General features: G+C 49.0%; 19 protein-coding genes (1 of these 19 running past the window's edge). 13 read left to right on the plus strand and 6 right to left on the minus strand.

Annotation, left to right across the window (positions count from 1 at the left end):
• Window positions 1–227: 227 nt before the first annotated feature.
• Genes vapC through ACOJUO_RS08315 form a run of 3 tightly spaced genes read right to left on the minus strand, consistent with a single transcriptional unit; the run spans window position 228 to window position 1,116 of the window.
• A complete protein-coding gene (vapC, locus tag ACOJUO_RS08305; RefSeq protein ID WP_422136266.1) occupies window positions 228–623 on the minus strand; it encodes a type II toxin-antitoxin system VapC family toxin in 396 nt (131 codons plus the stop codon).
• Window positions 620–814 carry a type II toxin-antitoxin system VapB family antitoxin gene (locus ACOJUO_RS08310; RefSeq protein WP_422136267.1) on the minus strand — a complete coding sequence of 65 codons (195 nt, stop codon included), beginning with the start codon at window positions 812–814 and terminating at the stop codon, window positions 620–622. The genes vapC and ACOJUO_RS08310 overlap by 4 nt, the downstream gene beginning before the upstream one ends.
• Window positions 815–870: 56 nt before the next feature.
• On the minus strand, window positions 871–1,116 hold the full coding sequence (locus tag ACOJUO_RS08315) for a hypothetical protein (protein WP_422139504.1): 246 nt from the start codon (window positions 1,114–1,116) through the stop codon (window positions 871–873).
• A 44-nt stretch (window positions 1,117–1,160) separates the two neighbouring features.
• Between ACOJUO_RS08315 and ACOJUO_RS08320 the strand changes: the two genes are divergently transcribed.
• Entirely contained in the window at window positions 1,161–1,439 is a 279-nt protein-coding gene (locus ACOJUO_RS08320) for a type II toxin-antitoxin system RelE/ParE family toxin (protein WP_422136269.1), read from the plus strand.
• Window positions 1,439–1,729: a HigA family addiction module antitoxin gene (locus tag ACOJUO_RS08325; RefSeq protein ID WP_422136270.1), complete on the plus strand. Its 291-nt coding sequence runs from the start codon at window positions 1,439–1,441 to the stop codon at window positions 1,727–1,729. The genes ACOJUO_RS08320 and ACOJUO_RS08325 overlap by 1 nt, the downstream gene beginning before the upstream one ends.
• Window positions 1,730–1,822: 93 nt before the next feature.
• Here the strand turns inward: ACOJUO_RS08325 and ACOJUO_RS08330 are convergent, their stop codons facing one another.
• Entirely contained in the window at window positions 1,823–3,838 is a 2,016-nt protein-coding gene (locus tag ACOJUO_RS08330) for an EAL domain-containing protein (RefSeq protein ID WP_422139505.1), read from the minus strand.
• A gap of 168 nt (window positions 3,839–4,006) precedes the next feature.
• On the opposite strand from ACOJUO_RS08330, the gene gmk reads away from it, so the two are divergent.
• A complete protein-coding gene (gene gmk / locus ACOJUO_RS08335; RefSeq protein WP_422136272.1) occupies window positions 4,007–4,624 on the plus strand; it encodes a guanylate kinase in 618 nt (205 codons plus the stop codon).
• A gap of 58 nt (window positions 4,625–4,682) precedes the next feature.
• Here the strand turns inward: gmk and ACOJUO_RS08340 are convergent, their stop codons facing one another.
• Window positions 4,683–6,479: an aminopeptidase P family protein gene (locus ACOJUO_RS08340; RefSeq protein ID WP_422139506.1), complete on the minus strand. Its 1,797-nt coding sequence runs from the start codon at window positions 6,477–6,479 to the stop codon at window positions 4,683–4,685.
• Window positions 6,480–6,938: 459 nt separating this feature from the next.
• Here ACOJUO_RS08340 and rpoZ point away from each other — a divergent pair, with 459 nt between their 5' ends.
• The 3 genes from rpoZ (at window position 6,939) to ACOJUO_RS08355 (ending at window position 9,870) form a co-directional block, all read left to right on the plus strand.
• Window positions 6,939–7,190, plus strand: a complete 252-nt coding sequence (gene rpoZ, locus ACOJUO_RS08345; RefSeq protein ID WP_252177852.1) for a DNA-directed RNA polymerase subunit omega — start codon at window positions 6,939–6,941, stop codon at window positions 7,188–7,190.
• Between the two features lie 47 nt (window positions 7,191–7,237).
• On the plus strand, window positions 7,238–9,391 hold the full coding sequence (gene spoT, locus ACOJUO_RS08350; protein WP_422136274.1) for a bifunctional GTP diphosphokinase/guanosine-3',5'-bis pyrophosphate 3'-pyrophosphohydrolase: 2,154 nt from the start codon (window positions 7,238–7,240) through the stop codon (window positions 9,389–9,391).
• Between the two features lie 92 nt (window positions 9,392–9,483).
• Window positions 9,484–9,870 carry a RidA family protein gene (locus tag ACOJUO_RS08355; protein ID WP_317144337.1) on the plus strand — a complete coding sequence of 129 codons (387 nt, stop codon included), beginning with the start codon at window positions 9,484–9,486 and terminating at the stop codon, window positions 9,868–9,870.
• A 246-nt stretch (window positions 9,871–10,116) separates the two neighbouring features.
• Here the strand turns inward: ACOJUO_RS08355 and ACOJUO_RS08360 are convergent, their stop codons facing one another.
• Window positions 10,117–10,980, minus strand: coding sequence for an SDR family oxidoreductase (locus ACOJUO_RS08360; RefSeq protein ID WP_422139507.1), 864 nt, complete (start codon window positions 10,978–10,980; stop codon window positions 10,117–10,119).
• 209 nt (window positions 10,981–11,189) lie between these two features.
• Here ACOJUO_RS08360 and ACOJUO_RS08365 point away from each other — a divergent pair, with 209 nt between their 5' ends.
• From ACOJUO_RS08365 to ACOJUO_RS08395, 7 genes are all read left to right on the plus strand, one after another.
• Entirely contained in the window at window positions 11,190–12,104 is a 915-nt protein-coding gene (locus ACOJUO_RS08365; RefSeq protein ID WP_422139508.1) for a LysR substrate-binding domain-containing protein, read from the plus strand.
• A gap of 31 nt (window positions 12,105–12,135) precedes the next feature.
• Window positions 12,136–14,220 (plus strand): ATP-dependent DNA helicase RecG, encoded by a 2,085-nt coding sequence (recG, locus tag ACOJUO_RS08370; RefSeq protein WP_422139509.1) that lies wholly within the window; start codon window positions 12,136–12,138, stop codon window positions 14,218–14,220.
• A 162-nt stretch (window positions 14,221–14,382) separates the two neighbouring features.
• Window positions 14,383–15,462: a hypothetical protein gene (locus ACOJUO_RS08375; RefSeq protein ID WP_422136278.1), complete on the plus strand. Its 1,080-nt coding sequence runs from the start codon at window positions 14,383–14,385 to the stop codon at window positions 15,460–15,462.
• 365 nt (window positions 15,463–15,827) lie between these two features.
• On the plus strand, window positions 15,828–16,646 hold the full coding sequence (locus tag ACOJUO_RS08380) for an HPr family phosphocarrier protein (protein ID WP_422139510.1): 819 nt from the start codon (window positions 15,828–15,830) through the stop codon (window positions 16,644–16,646).
• Window positions 16,647–16,965: 319 nt separating this feature from the next.
• Window positions 16,966–17,451 (plus strand): glutathione peroxidase, encoded by a 486-nt coding sequence (locus tag ACOJUO_RS08385; protein WP_422139511.1) that lies wholly within the window; start codon window positions 16,966–16,968, stop codon window positions 17,449–17,451.
• 105 nt (window positions 17,452–17,556) lie between these two features.
• Window positions 17,557–18,015, plus strand: a complete 459-nt coding sequence (locus ACOJUO_RS08390; protein ID WP_422136281.1) for an RDD family protein — start codon at window positions 17,557–17,559, stop codon at window positions 18,013–18,015.
• A gap of 372 nt (window positions 18,016–18,387) precedes the next feature.
• Window positions 18,388–18,580, plus strand: the beginning of a protein-coding gene (locus ACOJUO_RS08395; protein ID WP_422139512.1) for a SulP family inorganic anion transporter. 1,334 nt of this gene lie beyond the right edge of the window; only the first 193 of its 1,527 coding nucleotides appear in the window; it begins with the start codon at window positions 18,388–18,390; the stop codon falls past the right edge of the window.

Here is an 18,580-nt window from a genome sequence, read left to right on the forward strand (position 1 = left end):
TATTCATTAATACCGACCGGGAATACCGTGAAGGCAAAGCCAAGAACCGTCTGCGCCCGGAAGATATTGATAATTTATCGAATTAAAAGTCGCCAGGTTTGTCACCATGCTGATGGAGGCTTCTGCGTAAGTCTCGTCGTTATAGGCTGCCTGTAGCCTCTGAAGTCAGAAGCCTGGCCTGACAGAGTCTATTTTTTAAACCCTGCTCCACAAACGACATATTCCTTTCACGCCAGTGCCGATATCAACCCAAGGTGATCGGAAAAGGGGTTAAAATCCCTGTCGGCGTAGAGCAATGGTATCTTTTGCTCGATACAATATGTGGCAATGATGACATCATTGGTTTTTCTAACCGTGATCCCTTTGTTGCGTAATGCCCGAAAGTTATTAGCGCACTTAATGACCATGGACGGGCCAAACAGCGTATATTCATCCAATAACGACAGCTTGCTTTTTACTTTTCGGAACTGTTTGTCATCCCGGATACCTTGCAGAATTTCCAGAAAAACAATGTCTCCCATGGCGAGGGTACCCTCAACAAGACAGGCATCCAGTAAATCCGATGCCGGAGTGATCTTGCCATTGAGATAGTCAATCCAGACACTGGTATCCGCCAATATCATCGTTGACGCCTCATTTCATCCAAATCCCCTTCCCACTGGATTTTGCCCCGCAGGCTTCTGATGGATTGTTGCTGAGCGCGTCTTACCAGCAGTTTCAAGCCTTGCTCCACCACTTCTTTTTTGGTTTCCAGTCCAGTAGCCTTCAATGCCTGTGCCATTAAATCATCATCGATTACTATGTTCGTGCGCATGATTCACCAATGTGTATATTATTTGTATATTTACACATATTAGTGACGATAGAGTATTACAGCAAACACCCTGGCCTGAACCTCTCCTCCTTGCAGGAATGCCCAAAACCTCTTTTTGTATACAGCTTATCCACAGTATGCCAGGCGTTGAAATCCTCTGTATAACCCAGCTGGAAACTCTGGCTCGGCGCAACGGCGGCAGCATCCTTTGCTACCCTGTTCCAGTGTTTGAGGCAGATGCCGTTAGGCTGCTGTTCGATGGCAGCCCCAAGTGCCTGCTCATTGGTTTGGCTGACCATCATTATCTCTCAATTGACACTGGAACCTTTGAGGTTACACTTTAGCTATGATAATCAGTTTTCTGCATAAGGGGTTGGAGCGGTTCTATCGTACCGGTAAAACCTCGGGAATACAGGCGCAACATGCCAGAAAATTACAGCGTATTCTCACTAACCTGGACGAAGCAGAGCACATTTCTGAAATGGATTTTCCCGGCTACCGTCTGCACCCGCTGAAAGGAGAACGGCAGGGTATCTGGTCGGTCACCGTCAGTGGCAACTGGCGAGTTACCTTCCGACTGACTCAGGCCGGTGTCGAAATAGTCAATTACGAGGATTACCACTGATGGCAATATATAACCCCGCTCACCCCGGTGAAATTCTGGGTGAAGATCTGCTGAAGCCGCTTGGACTCTCCGTTACCCAGGCAGCCGAACACCTGCGCGTAAGCCGTAAAACCCTGTCCAAAATCATCAACGGTGGGGGGGCGATTACCGCAGAAATGGCATTGCGTTTGGAAAAGGTGTTTGGCAAACCCTCTGCCGACCACTGGCTGCGGATACAAAATGCCCATGACCTGTGGCACCTGAAGCAGAAAGAACTGGACGTTACCCCCTACCAGCCGGATGCTGCCTGATGCCCTGAGGCTACCTTGATTTTGCCGGTTACGGCGCTATTGATCAGGGTGGCTTTGAACTCTTTCAATCGTTCAATTTCAAGTCACAGGCTGCTAGCTGCTGAAGTCGTAGGTCATGGATTCAAGAGGCGGTTGCAGATAATGACCCTGCATATAATCAACACCCAGCTGCCAGATGCTGGTCAGTGTCTGGGCATTTTCTACCCCGGGCATGATAATGACTTTATTGAGGCTCTTGAGATTTTTCGTGGCTTTCCTGAGATGAGCATCGTCATTACGATCAAGCTTTTCCGTGAACAGATAATCCAGTTTCACAAACACCAGATCCAGGTGTTCCATGATTCTCATGGAGCGTGACTCGCCCGAGAACTGGGTCATGGCAAACTGACAGCCAACAGGCTGCAAACGTTCCGCGAAAGACTTAACCTGATTGAGATGCTGGTGAATCAGTCTTTCGGCCATTTGCAGGATAATCATATGGCCTGGAACATCTGCAGCTTGCAGTAGGCGAGACAGACGCTCAGTAAATTCTTCGTCATCCAGACTGGCCTGACTGATGTGAATCATCAGTCGAGTATCTTCACCGTTTCTGAGCTTTCTGGACAGCAGCTTCACGGACTGACGGATAACCCATCGGTCAATAAATGGCATCAGGTCACTGTCTTCTGCGGCATTGATAAACTCGCCGGCAGGGACTTCTCTGCCCTTCTGGTCAAGAAGACGCAACAGAACTTCATAATAGCCAGGACCATCTCCGGCTACGCTGATCACAGGTTGGAACAACAAACGAAAACTGTCGTTTTCAAGAGCCTGACGAATTATGGCAACGGTATCACCATTACAGGCTTTCTGATTATCGATAGCGCTTTGGGAAAAGAATTCGAGCTTATTACCTCCGCTGCTGGCTGCCAGATGACAGGCCAGACGGGCGCGCTCCAGCATGGCTTGTCCATCACATTCCTGACCATTCTCAGCCAGGCCAATACTGGCTGTGGTGAAGAGAGTTTGCTGCCCTGCAGAGATCAGTTCATTTTCCAGAGCCTTTCTTAAAGGCTCCAGATCGGTAATATTCTTTTCATGGACATTGATCAGGTATACTTCGTCACCATAGTGTGTGGCCGTGCTCTCGGGTACATGTTCACAGAGAAGCCGACTGATTGTTTCCTGAACCGCTATGCTGCCGTCAATGCCTATATTTTCCCGAATCGAGTCATAGTTATCGAGCCTCAGATAAGCCAGGGTTTCCGGCTCCTGTTCAGAGTTGAGCACCGAGGTAAAGTGTTTTCGCGGAATCAGAATAGAATCGTCTTCCTGATGAACGACCGTCGTTGTTGCTGATGCGGGAGCACTGGCTTTGACTATGACCTGAATGCACGGCTCGTCATCAAACACTGCATCAGATAACAGGACTGTTGCCGAAAACGTCTGGTCTTCAGCATTTATTAGCTGGCACTCAACAGCGGGCTGTTCATCGCCCGGTTTGAAATGCTTGATCAGATTTTTAAACAGAGGCTGGTCTTGGGAAGCGATCATATCAATCAGAGGCATACCCGCGAGATCATCCGGGTCTTCATAACCAAACAGTTTGATGTAAGAAGGGTTGGTATCGATGTGCATGCCTTCGTGAACATAGGCAATGGCCTGTGAAGTATTGTCCATCAATAGTTGACAACGCTGCTTAAGGTCGTTCAGCTCTTTTTGCAGCTTTTGCAATTGTTGTCGGCGTTCCTGACTCGCTTTTTCTCTGAGAATGGCGTGCAACATGTGTTCTTCGTGACAGTGATGGATGGCATCACCTGCTCCTTTCTCCAGCCAGTGCTTAATCATGTCGGGTTTATTATCATGAACAGATACAATGACTGGAATATCGAGCTTTAATCTCCTGATGCTGGACAAAACCTGCTCGGCATTGAGCATGGGCGTTTCTTCAACCGTGAGCAATAAATCCCAAAGGCCAGTGTTCAGCGCCTCTTCAAGCTCATCCAGAGTTTCCAGATGTTGTACGCGGGCCGGAAGGCCGGAGTTGCGGAAAAGTTTAACCCAACGCTCTGCCTCGTTTCTGGAAGTCTCAAGCGTCAACAGGCGTACCGGCTGTTTGTTATTATTCATGGTGGCCTCGTTGCAACCCCTGCAAAAACTTATTCTACTAAAGAAGACTTATTAGCTTCTGTTAAACTGCATTCTAATCATTCTCCGCAATGTTCAAAAGACTTAGTGTGCATCGGAAGTGTTTCATTTAAATCCCCGGCAGCCTTACTGCTGTCGTTTGGAGATATCATGGTAAACAAAGGTAAACTCTATATCATCGCAGCCCCCTCGGGAGCCGGCAAGACCAGTCTGGTCAAGGCTATGGTTCAGTCGACTCCCCATGTGAAGGTATCGGTTTCCCACACAACCCGTCCGATTCGACCCGGCGAAACAGACGGAATGAACTATCACTTCACCAGCAAGGACGTTTTTCTGGAGCTGATGAACCAGGACCGGTTCCTGGAACACGCAGAAGTCTTCGGGAATTACTATGGCACCTCTGAAGCCTGGGTACGGGAACAGCTGGATACCGGCGAAGACGTTATTCTTGAAATTGACTGGCAGGGTGCCGAGCAGGTGCGCAAGCTGATGCCAGAAGCCGTCAGCATCTTTATTCTGCCTCCTTCCAAGGAAGCGCTTCGTGAGCGTTTGATCGGTCGAGGCACCGATGACTTAGAGGTGATTGAACGTCGTATGAATCAGGCTGTGAATGAGATGTCTCACTATGCAGAGTTTGATTACCTGGTTATCAATGATGAGTTTGATCTGGCTTTGCGTGACCTGCAAACGATCATCAGGAGCCGTCGCTTGTCTATTGGCTGGATGCAGCACTACAAGTCCGGCCTGATTGAAGGTTTGTTGAACTGAACATAAGGAGCAAAACGACAGCCATCGGGCTGCCGTTTTATTCTATAGTTGCCTCTGGTCAGACTGATTCCGTGGCGTTGGTCAGCCACTTCAGATCTTCCCCTTCCAAAAGTGGAGACAGTTCACGCCTCACTCTGGCGTGATAGTTGTTCAGCCACTCAATCTCCCCACTGTTGAGCTTATCGAGCAACAGTGGACGGGTATCAATCGGTGCCAGAGTCAGGTCTGTCAGTTTGTAGAAATCGCCGAATTCGGTTTTGATATCTTCTTCAACCAGCATGATATTTTCGATCCGGATACCGTGCTTGCCATTACGATACATACCTGGCTCATTGGTAATCAGCATACCCGGCTTCAGAGCCACATCCAGGAAGTATTGGCTGACACTGTGCGGGCCTTCATGAACATTCAGGAAATATCCTACACCATGACCGGTACCGTGATTGTAATTCTGACCTTCAGCCCATGCCGGTTGCCTTGCCAGCATGTCCAGCTGGATGCCACGGGTACCTCGCAGGAAACGAGCCCGTGCCAGGTTAATATGACACCTGAGCACCAGAGTGTAGTCTTTCTTCTCCTCTTCGGTCATTTCACCGCAGGCAAAGGTGCGGGTAATGTCTGTGGTGCCATCCGGGTATTGGCCTCCCGAATCAACCAGCAGAAGCCCCTTTGGCTGAACTGTAAGGCAGGTGTCTTTTTCAGCCCGATAGTGAATGACCGCACCATTAGGCCCATATCCGGCAATGGTCGAAAAGCTTGGTCCCTTAAATTCAGGAGCCATTGCCCGAAATGCCTGAAGGTTTTCATCCAGGGTAACTTCGGTCAGGGTTCCCGTGGAAATCTGGCCTTCAAGCCAGCGCATAAAGCGCACCATGGCGATACCATCACGACGATGGCAGTCATTCATGCGTTTGATTTCAAAGGGATTCTTAATCGCTTTGAGGTTTCTGGCCGGGCTGGTGGTCTCAATAACATCGACGCTGTCTGCAATAGCCTCAAACAGCGACTGAGAGGTAGTCGCGGGATCAATCAACAGTGCAACATTGTCGAGTGACAACAGACTGTCTGCAATCGCTGAATAAGCTCTCAACTCTACAGATGAGGCTTTCAGTGCTCCCAGAGCGTTTTTATCTATACGACTCTCGTCAATAAAGAGCTGTGCCGAGTTTTTGGTAATATGAGCATAAGCAAGAAAAACCGGGTTGCATTCAACGTCAGAACCACGCAGGTTGAACAGCCAGGCGATGTCGTCCAGGGCTGTGAGCAGAACATGATCGGCTCCGGCTGCTGTCATTTCTTTCCGTACTTCAGCCAGCTTTTCTTCACGAGTTTTTCCTGCCATCTCATTGCTGTGGAGGAAAACGGACTCAGCAGGCATGGCTGGGCGGTCTTTCCAGATATCACTCAGCAGGTCAAGATCGGTTTTAAGGGAGAGGCTTTTGCTATAAAACGACCCTTTGAGATTTCTGACGAACCTGAGGCTGACAACCTTGCCATCAAAGCCAACGACCTGACCTTCTTCAAGGTTATCTGCTATCCATCTGTTGATTGGCGGCACATCAGTCTGCCCCTGTTTCATCAGTTCAATGCCGCTGCCCGCCAGTTGTTCTTCAGCCTGAAGGAAATAACGGCCATCGGTCCATAAGGCCGCCCGCTCCTGAAGTACCACAAGGGTACCTGCTGAGCCATCAAACCCGGACAGCCAGGCACGACCATTCCAGCGATCGGCCACGTATTCGCTCTGGTGTGGATCGGAGCTTGGAATAATCCACGCGTGAATGTTCTGGCTTTTCATTACTGATTGCAATGCTGCCAGCTTTTCCGGAGTCGTCAGCTGATTAACCGTGATTGTCATAAGTTTTGTTCTGATTTGTCGGTGGCAAAATAATAATGTCAGGTGACGGCGATACTATATAAATAACTGCATAACTACCTCTAAGGGAAGTCCGAAAGGTAGAAAATCTCTACTTCTTTAGCCTTTGTCATAGTCTCGTGGCTGTCCAGTAAAAAGAGCGGATGTGTCATTATAAGGATGTGCTTCGGAAAGACCTATTGATCTGACGCAATCAAATCAGTTGCCGATAAATAACCAATGACTGATGAACTGACCTTCCGTAGTATGGCTGCTGACCCGTCACGGGCTTGTTTGGACTCGGGTCGTAAAGTAAACTGTAAGGTCGGAAAACAGGCTGTTTCAGCCATGGAACAAAAGTGCTCTTTCCAGGGAGTCTGACCGAAAAGAGGCAGAACATTAACCCCGGTCGGGCGAATAGGAAAGGGCATTTCCACAGTGATCAAATTTGAGAGGTGAGCAGTGGCTCGAGTAACCGTAGAAGACTGTCTGGACAATGTTGATAATCGCTTTGAGCTGGTTATGGTCGCTTCCAAGCGTGCCCGTCAGCTGGCGATTGGTGGTAAGGACCCCAAATTGGAGTGGGAAAACGACAAGCCCACCGTTATGGCGCTACGCGAAATTGCAGAAGGTCTGGTAACCCCTTTGTCTGTTGAAGAAAAAGTGGTAGACGAAGACGAAGCAGCCATGTTTCTGGCTGGCGTTGAGGGTTAATACCTCCAGATCTCTCCCGGAGATGTTCTGGATGGCTGGATGGCTGGATGGCTGCACAGGAGGAGCGGGCTTTGCTGACTATTGAAGAGTTTGCCGGCCGCTTGAAGTCCTACCTGAATCCCGAACAGGTGAATCTTGTTCGTAGGGCTTACTATTACGCTGAACAGGCGCACGACGGTCAGACCCGGCGTAGTGGTGAGCCTTATATTACCCACCCCCTCGAAGTAGCTGCGATTCTTGCAGACATGCACATGGACCATCATAGTCTGATGGCCGCCATGCTGCATGATGTTATCGAAGATACCGGAATTGAAAAATCTGCCATTCACGAACAGTTCGGTGAAGTGGTAGCCGATCTGGTTGACGGAGTCAGCAAACTGACGCACATGCAGTTTGAAAACAAGACTCTGGCCCAGGCCGAAAACTTCCAGAAAATGGCTCTGGCCATGGCACGGGACATCCGGGTCATTCTGGTCAAGCTGTCAGACCGACTTCACAATATGCGTACTCTGGGTGTTCTCAGACCCGACAAGCGTCGTCGGATTGCCAGAGAAACCCTCGACATTTACGTGCCGATTGCCAACCGGTTGGGTATGCACAATCTGCGGATTGAACTTGAAGATCTCGGCTTTCAGGCCATGTATCCCATGAGATCCCGAATGATACGTCAGGCAGTAAAAGAGGCTCGGGGTAATCGCAAGGATCTTGTCGGTCAGGTTCAGAGAGCCATTGCTGCCCGCCTTGAAGAAGTCGGCCTGATGGGCCGGGTGGTAGGACGGGAAAAGCACCTTTACAGTATCTATCGAAAGATGCGTAACCAGAGCAAGTCCTTTGCCGAAATCATGGACATGTTCGCATTCCGTATCATAGTTGAAAGTGCCGACTCCTGTTACCGTGCGTTAGGCATGGTTCATAATCTTTACAAGCCTATTCCGGGGCGTTTCAAAGACTACATTGCTATCCCTAAGGCCAACGGCTATCAGTCACTTCATACCAGTCTTTTTGGTATGCATGGCGTTCCCATTGAGATCCAGATCCGTACCCAGGAAATGGAGGATATGGCCAATAATGGCATTGCTGCTCATTGGCTCTATAAATCCGGAGATGAAGCGCTGTCCGGCAGTCATGCCCGAACACGTCAGTGGCTTAAAGGTGTTCTGGAACTGCAAAAGAATGCCGGTGATTCACTGGAGTTTATTGAGAACGTTAAGATCGACCTGTTCCCGGACGAAGTTTACGTCTTTACACCCAAGGGGCATATTCTTGAATTACCCAAGGGTGCCACTCCCGTTGATTTTGCCTACACCGTGCATACTGATGTGGGTAACACTTGTGTAGCCTGTCGCATTGACCGTCGTCTGGCTTCCCTGAGTCAACCATTGCAGAGTGGGCAGACGGTAGAAGTGGTCACAGCGCCCGGTGCAAGACCTAATGTCGCCTGGTTGAATTTTGTTGTGACCGGAAAAGCCCGATCGAATATACGTCACTTCCTCAAGAATCAGCGGCGCAATGAATCCATTGCCCTTGGTCGTCGACTGTTGAACAAGGCTCTGGTCAGCTTCGAGAGTCATCTTGATGATATGGACGACCAGGTTCTGAAAGGTCAGATTGAAGCGCTGAAATTCGATACTGTGGATGACCTTCTGGAAGATATAGGCTTAGGCAACCGCATGGCATACGTCGTTGCACGTATGCTGATGGAGCCTGGCAGTGTGGAAGCAGAAAAAAACCAGATCGATACTTCTGACTCAGAGAAACCACTGTCGATCCGGGGCACGGAAGGCATGGTGATCAGCTTTGCCAAGTGCTGCTACCCGATTCCGGGTGACCCGGTTGTCGGGCACGTCAGCTCAGGCCGTGGCATCGTGATTCATACCGAAAGCTGTAAAAACATTGCTGATATTCGTCATAGCCCTGAAAAAGTACTGGAGGTGGATTGGGACAAAGATGTTTCCGGCGAATTCACAGTCGAGTTGTTGGTAGAGCTGGAGCACCACCGAGGCATGATTGCTTCTTTGGCAACCAGTGTCACTGCAGTGGAGGGCAACATCGAAAAAATCAGCATGGAAGAGCGTGATGCCAGCTTCTGCATGGTTCAGCTGGTGATCAAGGTAAGGGATCGTCTCCATCTGGCCCGAATCATTAAACGCCTTCGTGTGATCAAGGGCGTTCACTCCATTAACCGTCGCAGAGAAGCCTAGGAGCCTTTTATGGGCGAAAACTTCAGAGGGACTTGAAAAATACGTGTTGTCCCTTACTATTTGGCTCTTTTCTGTTTAGAAGCGAGCGCATAATGAGTAACAGACAGACCATAAACACTGAGAATGCGCCTCAGGCCATTGGGACCTATTCTCAGGCGGTTAAGGCGGGAACGACCGTTTATGTTTCCGGCCAGATTCCTCTGATTCCGGAGACCATGGAACTGGAGCAGGGAGACTTCAAGGCGCAGACCCGACGCTGCTTTGAAAATCTGAAAGCCATTGCCGAAGCTGCTGGCGGAGAACTTCAGGATGCGGCAAAAGTGGGCATTTTCCTGACCGACCTCAGCAATTTTAATGCGGTCAATGAGGTTATGGCCGAGTATTTCACTCAGCCCTACCCTGCCCGTGCTGCTATTGGCGTCAAAGAGTTACCCAAAGGTGTTCCGGTCGAGATTGATGCCATTCTGGAGTTGAGGTGATTTTTTAATAGCTATCCGGGGGGATTATACTCAGGGAATCTCTCCATCGAGTATTGAGGTATTTTTTTCTGTGCAGGCTTTTTTCGCTCGCAGTTAAAAATATCTCAGCCACAGGCGGAAGGATGTTTGTCAGATAAACCCATTTTCCTGGCTGCATGGTTGTTATATTTCTTCTTGTTCCAAGTCTGTCCTTTGAGCGCAGCGCTCTATCCGATAAGCGATTTTTTCATATTCCTTTAACAAGAATTACTCAGAAGATATTGAGCTTAAAAGCTCTGAGTAGCCAGCTTTATAGTTTGGGTACCTGAAAGTGTAACCTGCATCAACAATTCTTTGATTGCTGCAACGTTTGCTGCCTCTCTGGGGCTGGGGAGCAGGATGGTTGTCATCCAGCACTATATCGAGTTGATCCGCAAGCCAGTGCAGTACTTCATATAATGGCGCAGGTTCATGGTCAACTCCCAGATAAAGGGAGTCAACGGGAAGCTTCTGTTCATCGCGTTGAATCAGGTGAGCCAGAATACCGGCGCAGTCATCACGGTGTATACGGTTGCCGTAGATGACAGGCTCTGCTTTGCAACCTTCACCGGCTCTTACCCGGTTGATCATGCGATGTCTTCCGGGACCATAAATACCGCCAAAGCGAACGGCTGTTGCAGGAAATGGACTATTGATCAAAATGGCTTCTGCTTCCAGCATGATCTTCCCGGAATAACGACCAGGATTCGTGGGTGAGGTTTCATCCACCCACTGACCATCATTCTGGTGGTAACAGCTGGTACTGGAGGTAAAGAGCACTCGTTCTGGCCGATGGCCGTCTGCCTGAAGGCGGGAAAGAACGTTGGAAAGACCTCTTAAATAGGCTTTATGATAATTGTCTTGACCGGGTCCATCGGCAGCGGCCGCATAGACGACATAGTCAATTTTGTTGGGCCATTCGCCCAGCTGCTCCGGATTCGAGAGGTCGCCCTTTACAGGATGAACGCGTCCGGGTAAACGGTCGATGCTCCGGCGTAATCCCCAGACGAAGTAATTACCTGTGTCCAGAAGCTGCTGTGCCAACTCGCAACCGACATCACCACAACCGGCGATCAATACATTTTTATTCATAGCGGCCCCGTCATTTTTTAAAAAAAGGACACCCGTGAGTGTCCTTTATCTTCAGGGAAATGCAAGTAACCTTACTTAAATTGGACGTTTCTCTCTGCGGCTCTGGTAATACACCCTCTGCTTTTGACAGAAAGCCAAAGGAATAGTTTGAAAAAAAAACTGTTTAAATTTACAGTGTTCTGGTATTTTCCTGGCAGGCGCCTATCATTATGACTCTCACAGAATTGCGCTATATTGTGACTCTTGCTCAGGAGCAGCACTTTGGTCGTGCTGCTGCCAAATGCCATGTCAGCCAGCCTACGCTCAGTGTGGGAGTGAAAAAGCTGGAAGATGAGCTCGGGCTGGCACTTTTCGAACGATCGCGAAATTCGGTACGGGTGACCCCGATGGGGGAAAAGGTGATCAGTCAGGCCCGGAAAGTTCTGGAAGAAGTGTCGGGCATCAAACAGATTGCCACAGCCGGGCGCGATCAGTTGAGCACTCCCCTGAGGGTGGGGGCTATATACACCATCGGGCCTTATCTGTTTCCACACCTTGTGCCTCAGTTGGCACTGGTGGCGCCTAAAATGCCTCTGTATATAGAAGAAAACTTTACTGCGGTGTTGCGAAAAAAACTGAGGATGGGCGAGTTGGACGCCATTATCATCGCCTTGCCGTTTACTGAGCCTGATGTATTGACCCTGCCTTTATATGACGATCCTTTCAGGGTTTTATTGCCAGCCGGGCATCCCTGGCTGTCGAAGCAGGATATAGATCCCGCAGAGCTGGTGAACGAAGAGTTACTGCTCCTGGGTGAAGGTCACTGTTTCAGGGATCAGGTTATGGAGGCCTGTCCGCTTCTGGCTCAGAAAAACGATGCCGGTGATGATGGAAGCGGTATCGAAGCCTCTTCTCTGGAAACCATCCGCCATATGGTGGCTTCCGGAATGGGCATTAGTGTGCTGCCTGAATCGGCCCTGGTCGGTAGCCACTACGCCCCAGATGTATTGTCGTCAAAGCCTTTTCGCCCGCCATCACCCAGTCGGACGGTCGCTTTGGCCTGGCGTGCCAGTTTTCCGAGACCCAAGGCAATAGATGCATTGTCCAGTGCTCTCAGGCTATGCTCTGTAACGGAAGCGAAATGAATAAAAAGTAATAGCAGTTTATTGAGGTGATATGGTGAAGCCCCTGCATGAGATTCCTGTGACAGCGCTGAAAGGTGTTGGGGCTGCACTTGCCGACAAGTTGGCAAAAATCCATATTCACAACCTGCAGGATCTGCTTTTTCACCTGCCCCTGAGATACGAGGATCGTACCCGCATTACACCTATTGCCGCTATTCATCCGGAAGGGGATTATGTCATTCAGGGCTCTGTTGTAGCGTCTGATGTTTTGATGGGGAAACGCCAGAGTCTGCTTTGCCGCATCAGTGATGGCACCGGTTCTGTGGGATTGCGGTTCTATCATTTCTCCAGCGCACAGAAGAATAGCCTCAAACCGGGTACTGAGGTTCGTTGTTTTGGTCAGCCCCGAAGAGGAGCCAGCGGTCTTGAGATTTATCACCCTGAATACTGGGTCATCAAACCGGATAATGATCTGGATGTTGAGGAAACCCTGACGCCTGTCTATCCGGCAACTGAAGGGCTTAACCAGCAGAGAATTCGGAGCCTTTGTGTACAGGCGCTGGAAAAACTCGATCATCCTGATGCGCTTCAGGAGTGGCTGCCTGAAAATGTCAGATGGCAGTACCAGCTTGGCGCGCTGGTGGATGCGGTGGAGTTCCTGCACTCGCCTCCCCCCGATGTTTCTCTTGAACTGCTTTCTGAAGGTCGCCATCCGGCGCAAATACGACTGGCTTTTGAAGAACTTTTGGCTCACAACCTGAGCATGCAGAAGCTGCGTAGCCTGATCCGAACAGTAAAAAGTTATGCAATGTCACCCAGGCAGACGTTAACCCGTGATTTTCGTGAGCAGTTGCCATTTTCCCTGACAGGGGCTCAGGAAAAAGTACTGGCGGAAATCAGTGAGGATATGATGCAGCCTGATCCCATGTTGAGATTGGTTCAGGGCGACGTGGGTTCAGGTAAAACGGTGGTGGCTGCCCTGGCGGCACTTCAGGCGGTCGAGAACGATTATCAGGCTGCTGTTATGGCTCCCACGGAAATACTCGCTGAGCAGCACGAAAAAAACTTTAAAGAGTGGCTGAAACCTCTGGGGGTTTCTGTCGCCTATTTGTCAGGAAAAACCAAAGGGAAGAAGCGTCAGCAGGTTCTGGAAGAGATTGCCCGGGGCGATGCGGCTGTGGTTGTGGGCACTCATGCCCTCTTTCAGGAAGACGTGCAATTCAAGAAGCTGGGTCTGGCCATTATCGATGAGCAACATCGTTTTGGTGTGCATCAGAGAATGGCACTGCGAAAAAAGGGTGAGTTGAAAGGTGGGCAACCTCATCAGCTGATTATGACCGCAACGCCTATTCCCCGAACGCTGGCTATGAGTGCCTACGCTGATCTGGATTGTTCCGTTATCGATAAATTACCTCCGGGCAGAACACCGGTTAATACGGTCGTGATTGGCGATGACCGCCGTGATCAGGTGATAGAGCGACTGCGCTCAGCCTGTTTGGAGGGGCGTCAGGCCTATTGGGTCTGTACCTTGATTGAAGAATCAGAAGCCTTGCAGTGCCAGGCAGCTGAGGTGACGGCTGAACAGTTACGTGAGGCATTGCCTGAGCTTTCTATAGGACTGGTTCATGGTCGAATGAAAGCGGCTGAAAAGCTTGAAGTGATGGATGCTTTCAAATCCGGACACATGCATCTGTTGGTGGCCACTACAGTTATCGAAGTAGGAGTAGATGTACCCAATGCCAGCCTGATGATTATTGAAAACCCGGAGCGTCTGGGTCTGGCTCAATTGCATCAGCTAAGAGGTCGTGTCGGACGGGGCAGCATAGCGAGCCACTGTCTTCTGATGTATCACGCCCCGCTTTCGCAGCAAAGTAGAGAGCGTTTGCAAGTCATGCGCGACTCCAGCGATGGTTTTGTCATTGCTGAAAAAGACCTGGAATTACGTGGACCGGGTGAAGTGCTCGGTACCCGACAGACCGGGCTTGCCCAGTTCAAGGTAGCCGATCTTGAACGGGATGCCATTTTGCTGGATCAGGTCAGGGATGCAGCCCAGAGTGTCTTGAAAGAGGCACCACAAAACGCAGAGCCATTGATCCTGCGCTGGCTGGGTCATGCTGAGAAGTACGCCAATGTCTGAAGCCAAGTGAAATCGGTGCTTATCATTTATAAAAAAATTATGGTTTCACATTCCTTTCTTTGAATTTCTCGTGTGACTAATTTGCATTCAGGCAGAGATCGACTAGTCTCAGCCAGTGGCATTGACCTCAAGAGTATGTAATTAACTGTGAGGATTCTAGTCATGAATCTGTTAAGAGTCTCCTGCCTGAGCTTGGCTCTGGCCTTTTCTGTTCCTGCCGCCCTGGCCTCTCCTTTAGCGGCTCCTCTTGATCACGAGATTCCTCCTGAGGACAAGGTTCCTCCTGATGCCAAGGTTCCTCCTGATGCCGAGGCTCCTCCGGCTTCGAAGGATACGACAGAGTCGAGTTACCAGTTTTCTTGTGGGGATGCGAAAGGTATTTGCGGCGAGGAGTATTGTCAAAGTGATACGTATTTACCTGGTGCACTCAAAATTGTCACACCGTTTCACAAGAGGTCTAGCACTGACAGCCACAGCCAATTCTATAATTTGGCCAGCATGCTGCTGCGAGGCGATCATGATGGTGAACTTGAACGCTTTTGCGTAGATGAGTCGCTGTTGAAAAAACCCGGGGCGGGCTTCGACATTGATCAGCTGGAAGGAGAAAGCTTTTGGGGTATTCTCAAACTAGAGCAACTGGCAACAGGACAGCTTTTCTACGTGCCGCTCGAAACACAGGGGTTGCTCGTAACCGACAAGGGTGATTATAAGGCAGATGAGAAGGCAGCTGACGAGGTAATCTCTTACAAGTACAAGCTGGAGATATCAAATGCTGGCCCCTATCTCCAGGATCCTCACCTCCAAGAGCAGTATGGGCTTGCTGTCATGAACTGGATGTTGTTCAGTTGGCTGGTTGACCGATACATTCAAGATTCCGTATTCTTTGGACTCTCAGAAGATAATAGACTGGATTTTACCCTCCCCACACTGAACGCCAATTTTTTGGAGAATGGCAGCCCCGACGTCGAACTCAATTTGACCTCCGACAATCGTTATGGGGTAGGTGTTGTCTACAATGCCGTCATTGCTGGCACACTTGCTTTGCCTAACGGGGATGTGGTGGAGGATCTGAGATTAGAATCAAAAGCGATCCGCTTTCCCAGTTACGGGGTCGATCACTTCAGGATGAACAAGCGTAATCCCAAAGGCGTCAGTTTTGTTCCCTCTCGTGATTCTCAGTCAAAGGGGCGCTCAGGTCACTTTAAGGTGATAGATCTTGAGTTGATGCCGAAGAAAAAGTGAAACAGCTTGAATGAATCGGGCTTGTGACGATTTCTGATTGATAGCATGGCAAATAAATGGGGAAGCTCCCGTTTTGTGAGCTGGATTCAAAACCTCGTTTCTGATGATTGTTACTTTGCTCCTGCTTACCATGATGGCTGGTGGCAATCAGCTGATGATTGAAAATTCAGGGCAGCATCAGTGCCGGGAGATATCATGATCAAATGGTTTTTTCCGGCACTGGTTGTCGTCTGGTTTTGGAATTACAGGATTTCTTCACCGGACAAAAAGATTGTCACTAAGATACGCTAATGTCTGAAGCCTGGTCGTCGCTGGTGACGGAGTTCAGCTAATATTCCAGACTCTGCCGTAACGATCTGGCTCATATGTTAACACTGAACTTATCCAATATTTTCCTGAATCAGTCTGCTGAAAATAAGCTGGAGGTAATAGAGCTAATCGGCCAGAAAATGGTTGAGGCTGGATATACCACTGAAGCTTACACGGTTGGTTTAAAAATGCGTGAAGCCATTTCCTCCACGTTCCTTGGAAATGGTATTGCTGTCCCCCATGGTACGCCGAACACTCGTGATGCTGTCATCAAAACCGGCGTGGTCATTCTCCAGTTTCCTCGCGGCGTTGACTGGGGTGACGGTGAAAAGGTCTTCATGGCTGTTGGCATAGCAGCCTGCTCCAATGAACATCTGCAGATTTTGAGAGGGCTGACACGAATGCTCGGTAACGACGAGCTATGCAGCACTCTGGCAAAAACAGAAAACCCCCAGGACGTTATTGATGCTATTAATTCTCCGCCCAGAGTGCCTGAGCTGATTTCTGAAGAACGGGTTCGTAGACGTGTTGATTCTAACTCTCCATTTGCATTGAAAGCTACGGCGTCAAGAGGGAGTGTCTGGCCTGCACCGGAAAAGGAAGTGCTTAGCCGGGCGTTCACTATTTTTAATCCGAATGGAATGCATGCCCGTCCTGGTAAGGTCTTTGTATCCACTATCAAGCCTTTTGAGTGCCGGATAGACGTTAGAAACCCTGATAAAAGTGGCGCATTTATTAACGGCAAAAGCCTGATGAAACTATTGAGTCTCGGGATTACCAGAGGCACCACCATAGAAGTCAAAGCCTCTGGTCCGGATGCTCAGGAAGCCATGGATGCACTGGAGCAGGCGATCAACGAAGGGCTGGCAGAATAATCGTGACCGTGGGCGCCTTGTATTTTTCAAAAAAACAAAAATTAACTTGCAAAAGGGCAGGTTAGGTGTAGAATGAGAATCATTCTCATTGGCAAGAAGAAAGGAGTCGCCTATCGAAACTAGACTTTTTGACCTGATTAACTGGTAAACAGCTACCAGTGACTCGCATATCCTCATCGTTTTGGCGGCTCGTCCCAAGCCGCCTTTTTTTATTCCCGTTCCGTGACTCTATCTGATACTAAAGCTCTGCTAATATTTTTTTCATCCAATTTGGAAAAAATGAGGTATAACCTTTTTTAATCAGGTAAGGATAGACTTGATGGATGTTCTGAAATACGAAATGCCTCTGTTAAGCGGTGATATCCAGTCTCTGGCTGAATACAAAGGTAAGGTAGTGTTGATTGTTAATACTGCAAGCCAGTGTGGTTTTACTCCTCAGTTCAAAGGATTGGAAGAACTGTACAAGAAGTATCAAGAGCAGGGGCTGATGGTGCTGGGTTTTCCCTGTAACCAGTTTGGCAAACAGGAGCCCGGTGACAGTAGTGAAATCGGTGCTTTTTGTGAAAAAAATTATGGCGTCACATTTCCTGTCTTTGAAAAAGTAGAAGTGAATGGCGACGGTGCTGCTAATCTCTACAAGGATCTGAAGCAAGTAGCGCCCGGTTTGATGGGGACTAAAAATATTAAGTGGAACTTCACCAAGTTTCTTTTGAATCGTCAGGGTGAAGTGGTTGCGCGATATGCACCCACAACCAAGCCTCAGGAACTGGAGTCATCCATTAAAGATCTGCTTTCACAGGGTTGAGATAGCATTCGGAAGGTTCCGCAGTCCTTCCGGCAGACTAAGAATTTGACTGGGTTTGCCGACTCTACCGCTAATGACAGATGACTGTAAACCAGGAGACTGATAATGTCTGAGCTCGATTTAAATCCTCAAAGATCAGACAACTTTGAATATGCTGGATTTCTCGACCGATTCTGGGCAACGTTGATCGATACACTGGTTCTGATCATCATTACTCTACCGCTTGCCATGATGATTGACGGTAACCAGATGACAATGAAAGATTCAAAGCAGCTCCTGGATCCGGTCGATATCATGATCAACTGGTTATTTCCGGCGATGGCGGTTGTCTTGTTCTGGCATTACAAGAGCGCTACACCGGGCAAAATGCTTATTACCATGAAAGTCGTTGATGAAAAGACCGGCCTTGCTCCAAGCCTGTCTCAGTCTATCATTCGCTACCTGGCTTACTTTATCTCAATTTTACCCCTGTTTTTGGGTTTTTTCTGGATCGTAGTGGATAAAAAAAGGCAAGGATGGCATGACAAAATTGCCGGCACTGTTGTCATAAAATTCAGGAAATAAACCATTGCATTCAGAAAGCCTGTAGCTGATGCTTCTGAGCGAGTTAAGAGAATGAACGACAGGATTTTGATTCTATCATTGACAACAATCGAACGGGTCAGGAACCGTCATTTTCAAGACTATCTGGTCGTTGTCTTCTGCCAGTCTCTTCTTTAGAATTCACGTAATGTTTCTCCCTGAAAATTAACTCTTTGCCTCTGTTTATCAAACAGAGCAGTGTTCCTTTTATTGGGCATAGAGCTATTTAAAACGGTTTTCTATCCGACAAACCCATATCGGCTCGTATAATTAAAAACTAATCTTTCGCCACCCACCTGCCTGTTTGAATCGGAGGCAATGTTGTTCGATCTTAAAGCTAGTAAGGTAGCTACCATGAAAAATGACCTGTTGTCAGGTCTCACGGTAGCACTGGCATTGGTGCCCGAAGCGGTAGCTTTTGCATTTGTTGCGGGTGTTGAACCACTAGTGGGTCTCTACGCTGCGTTTATGGTAGGTCTTATCACAGCTGCAATCGGTGGTCGTCCGGGCATGATTTCTGGTGCTACCGGTGCACTGGCTGTGGTTA

The sequence above is a fragment of the Endozoicomonas sp. ALC020 genome (assembly GCF_049275935.1).
Taxonomy (GTDB): domain Bacteria; phylum Pseudomonadota; class Gammaproteobacteria; order Pseudomonadales; family Endozoicomonadaceae; genus Endozoicomonas_A.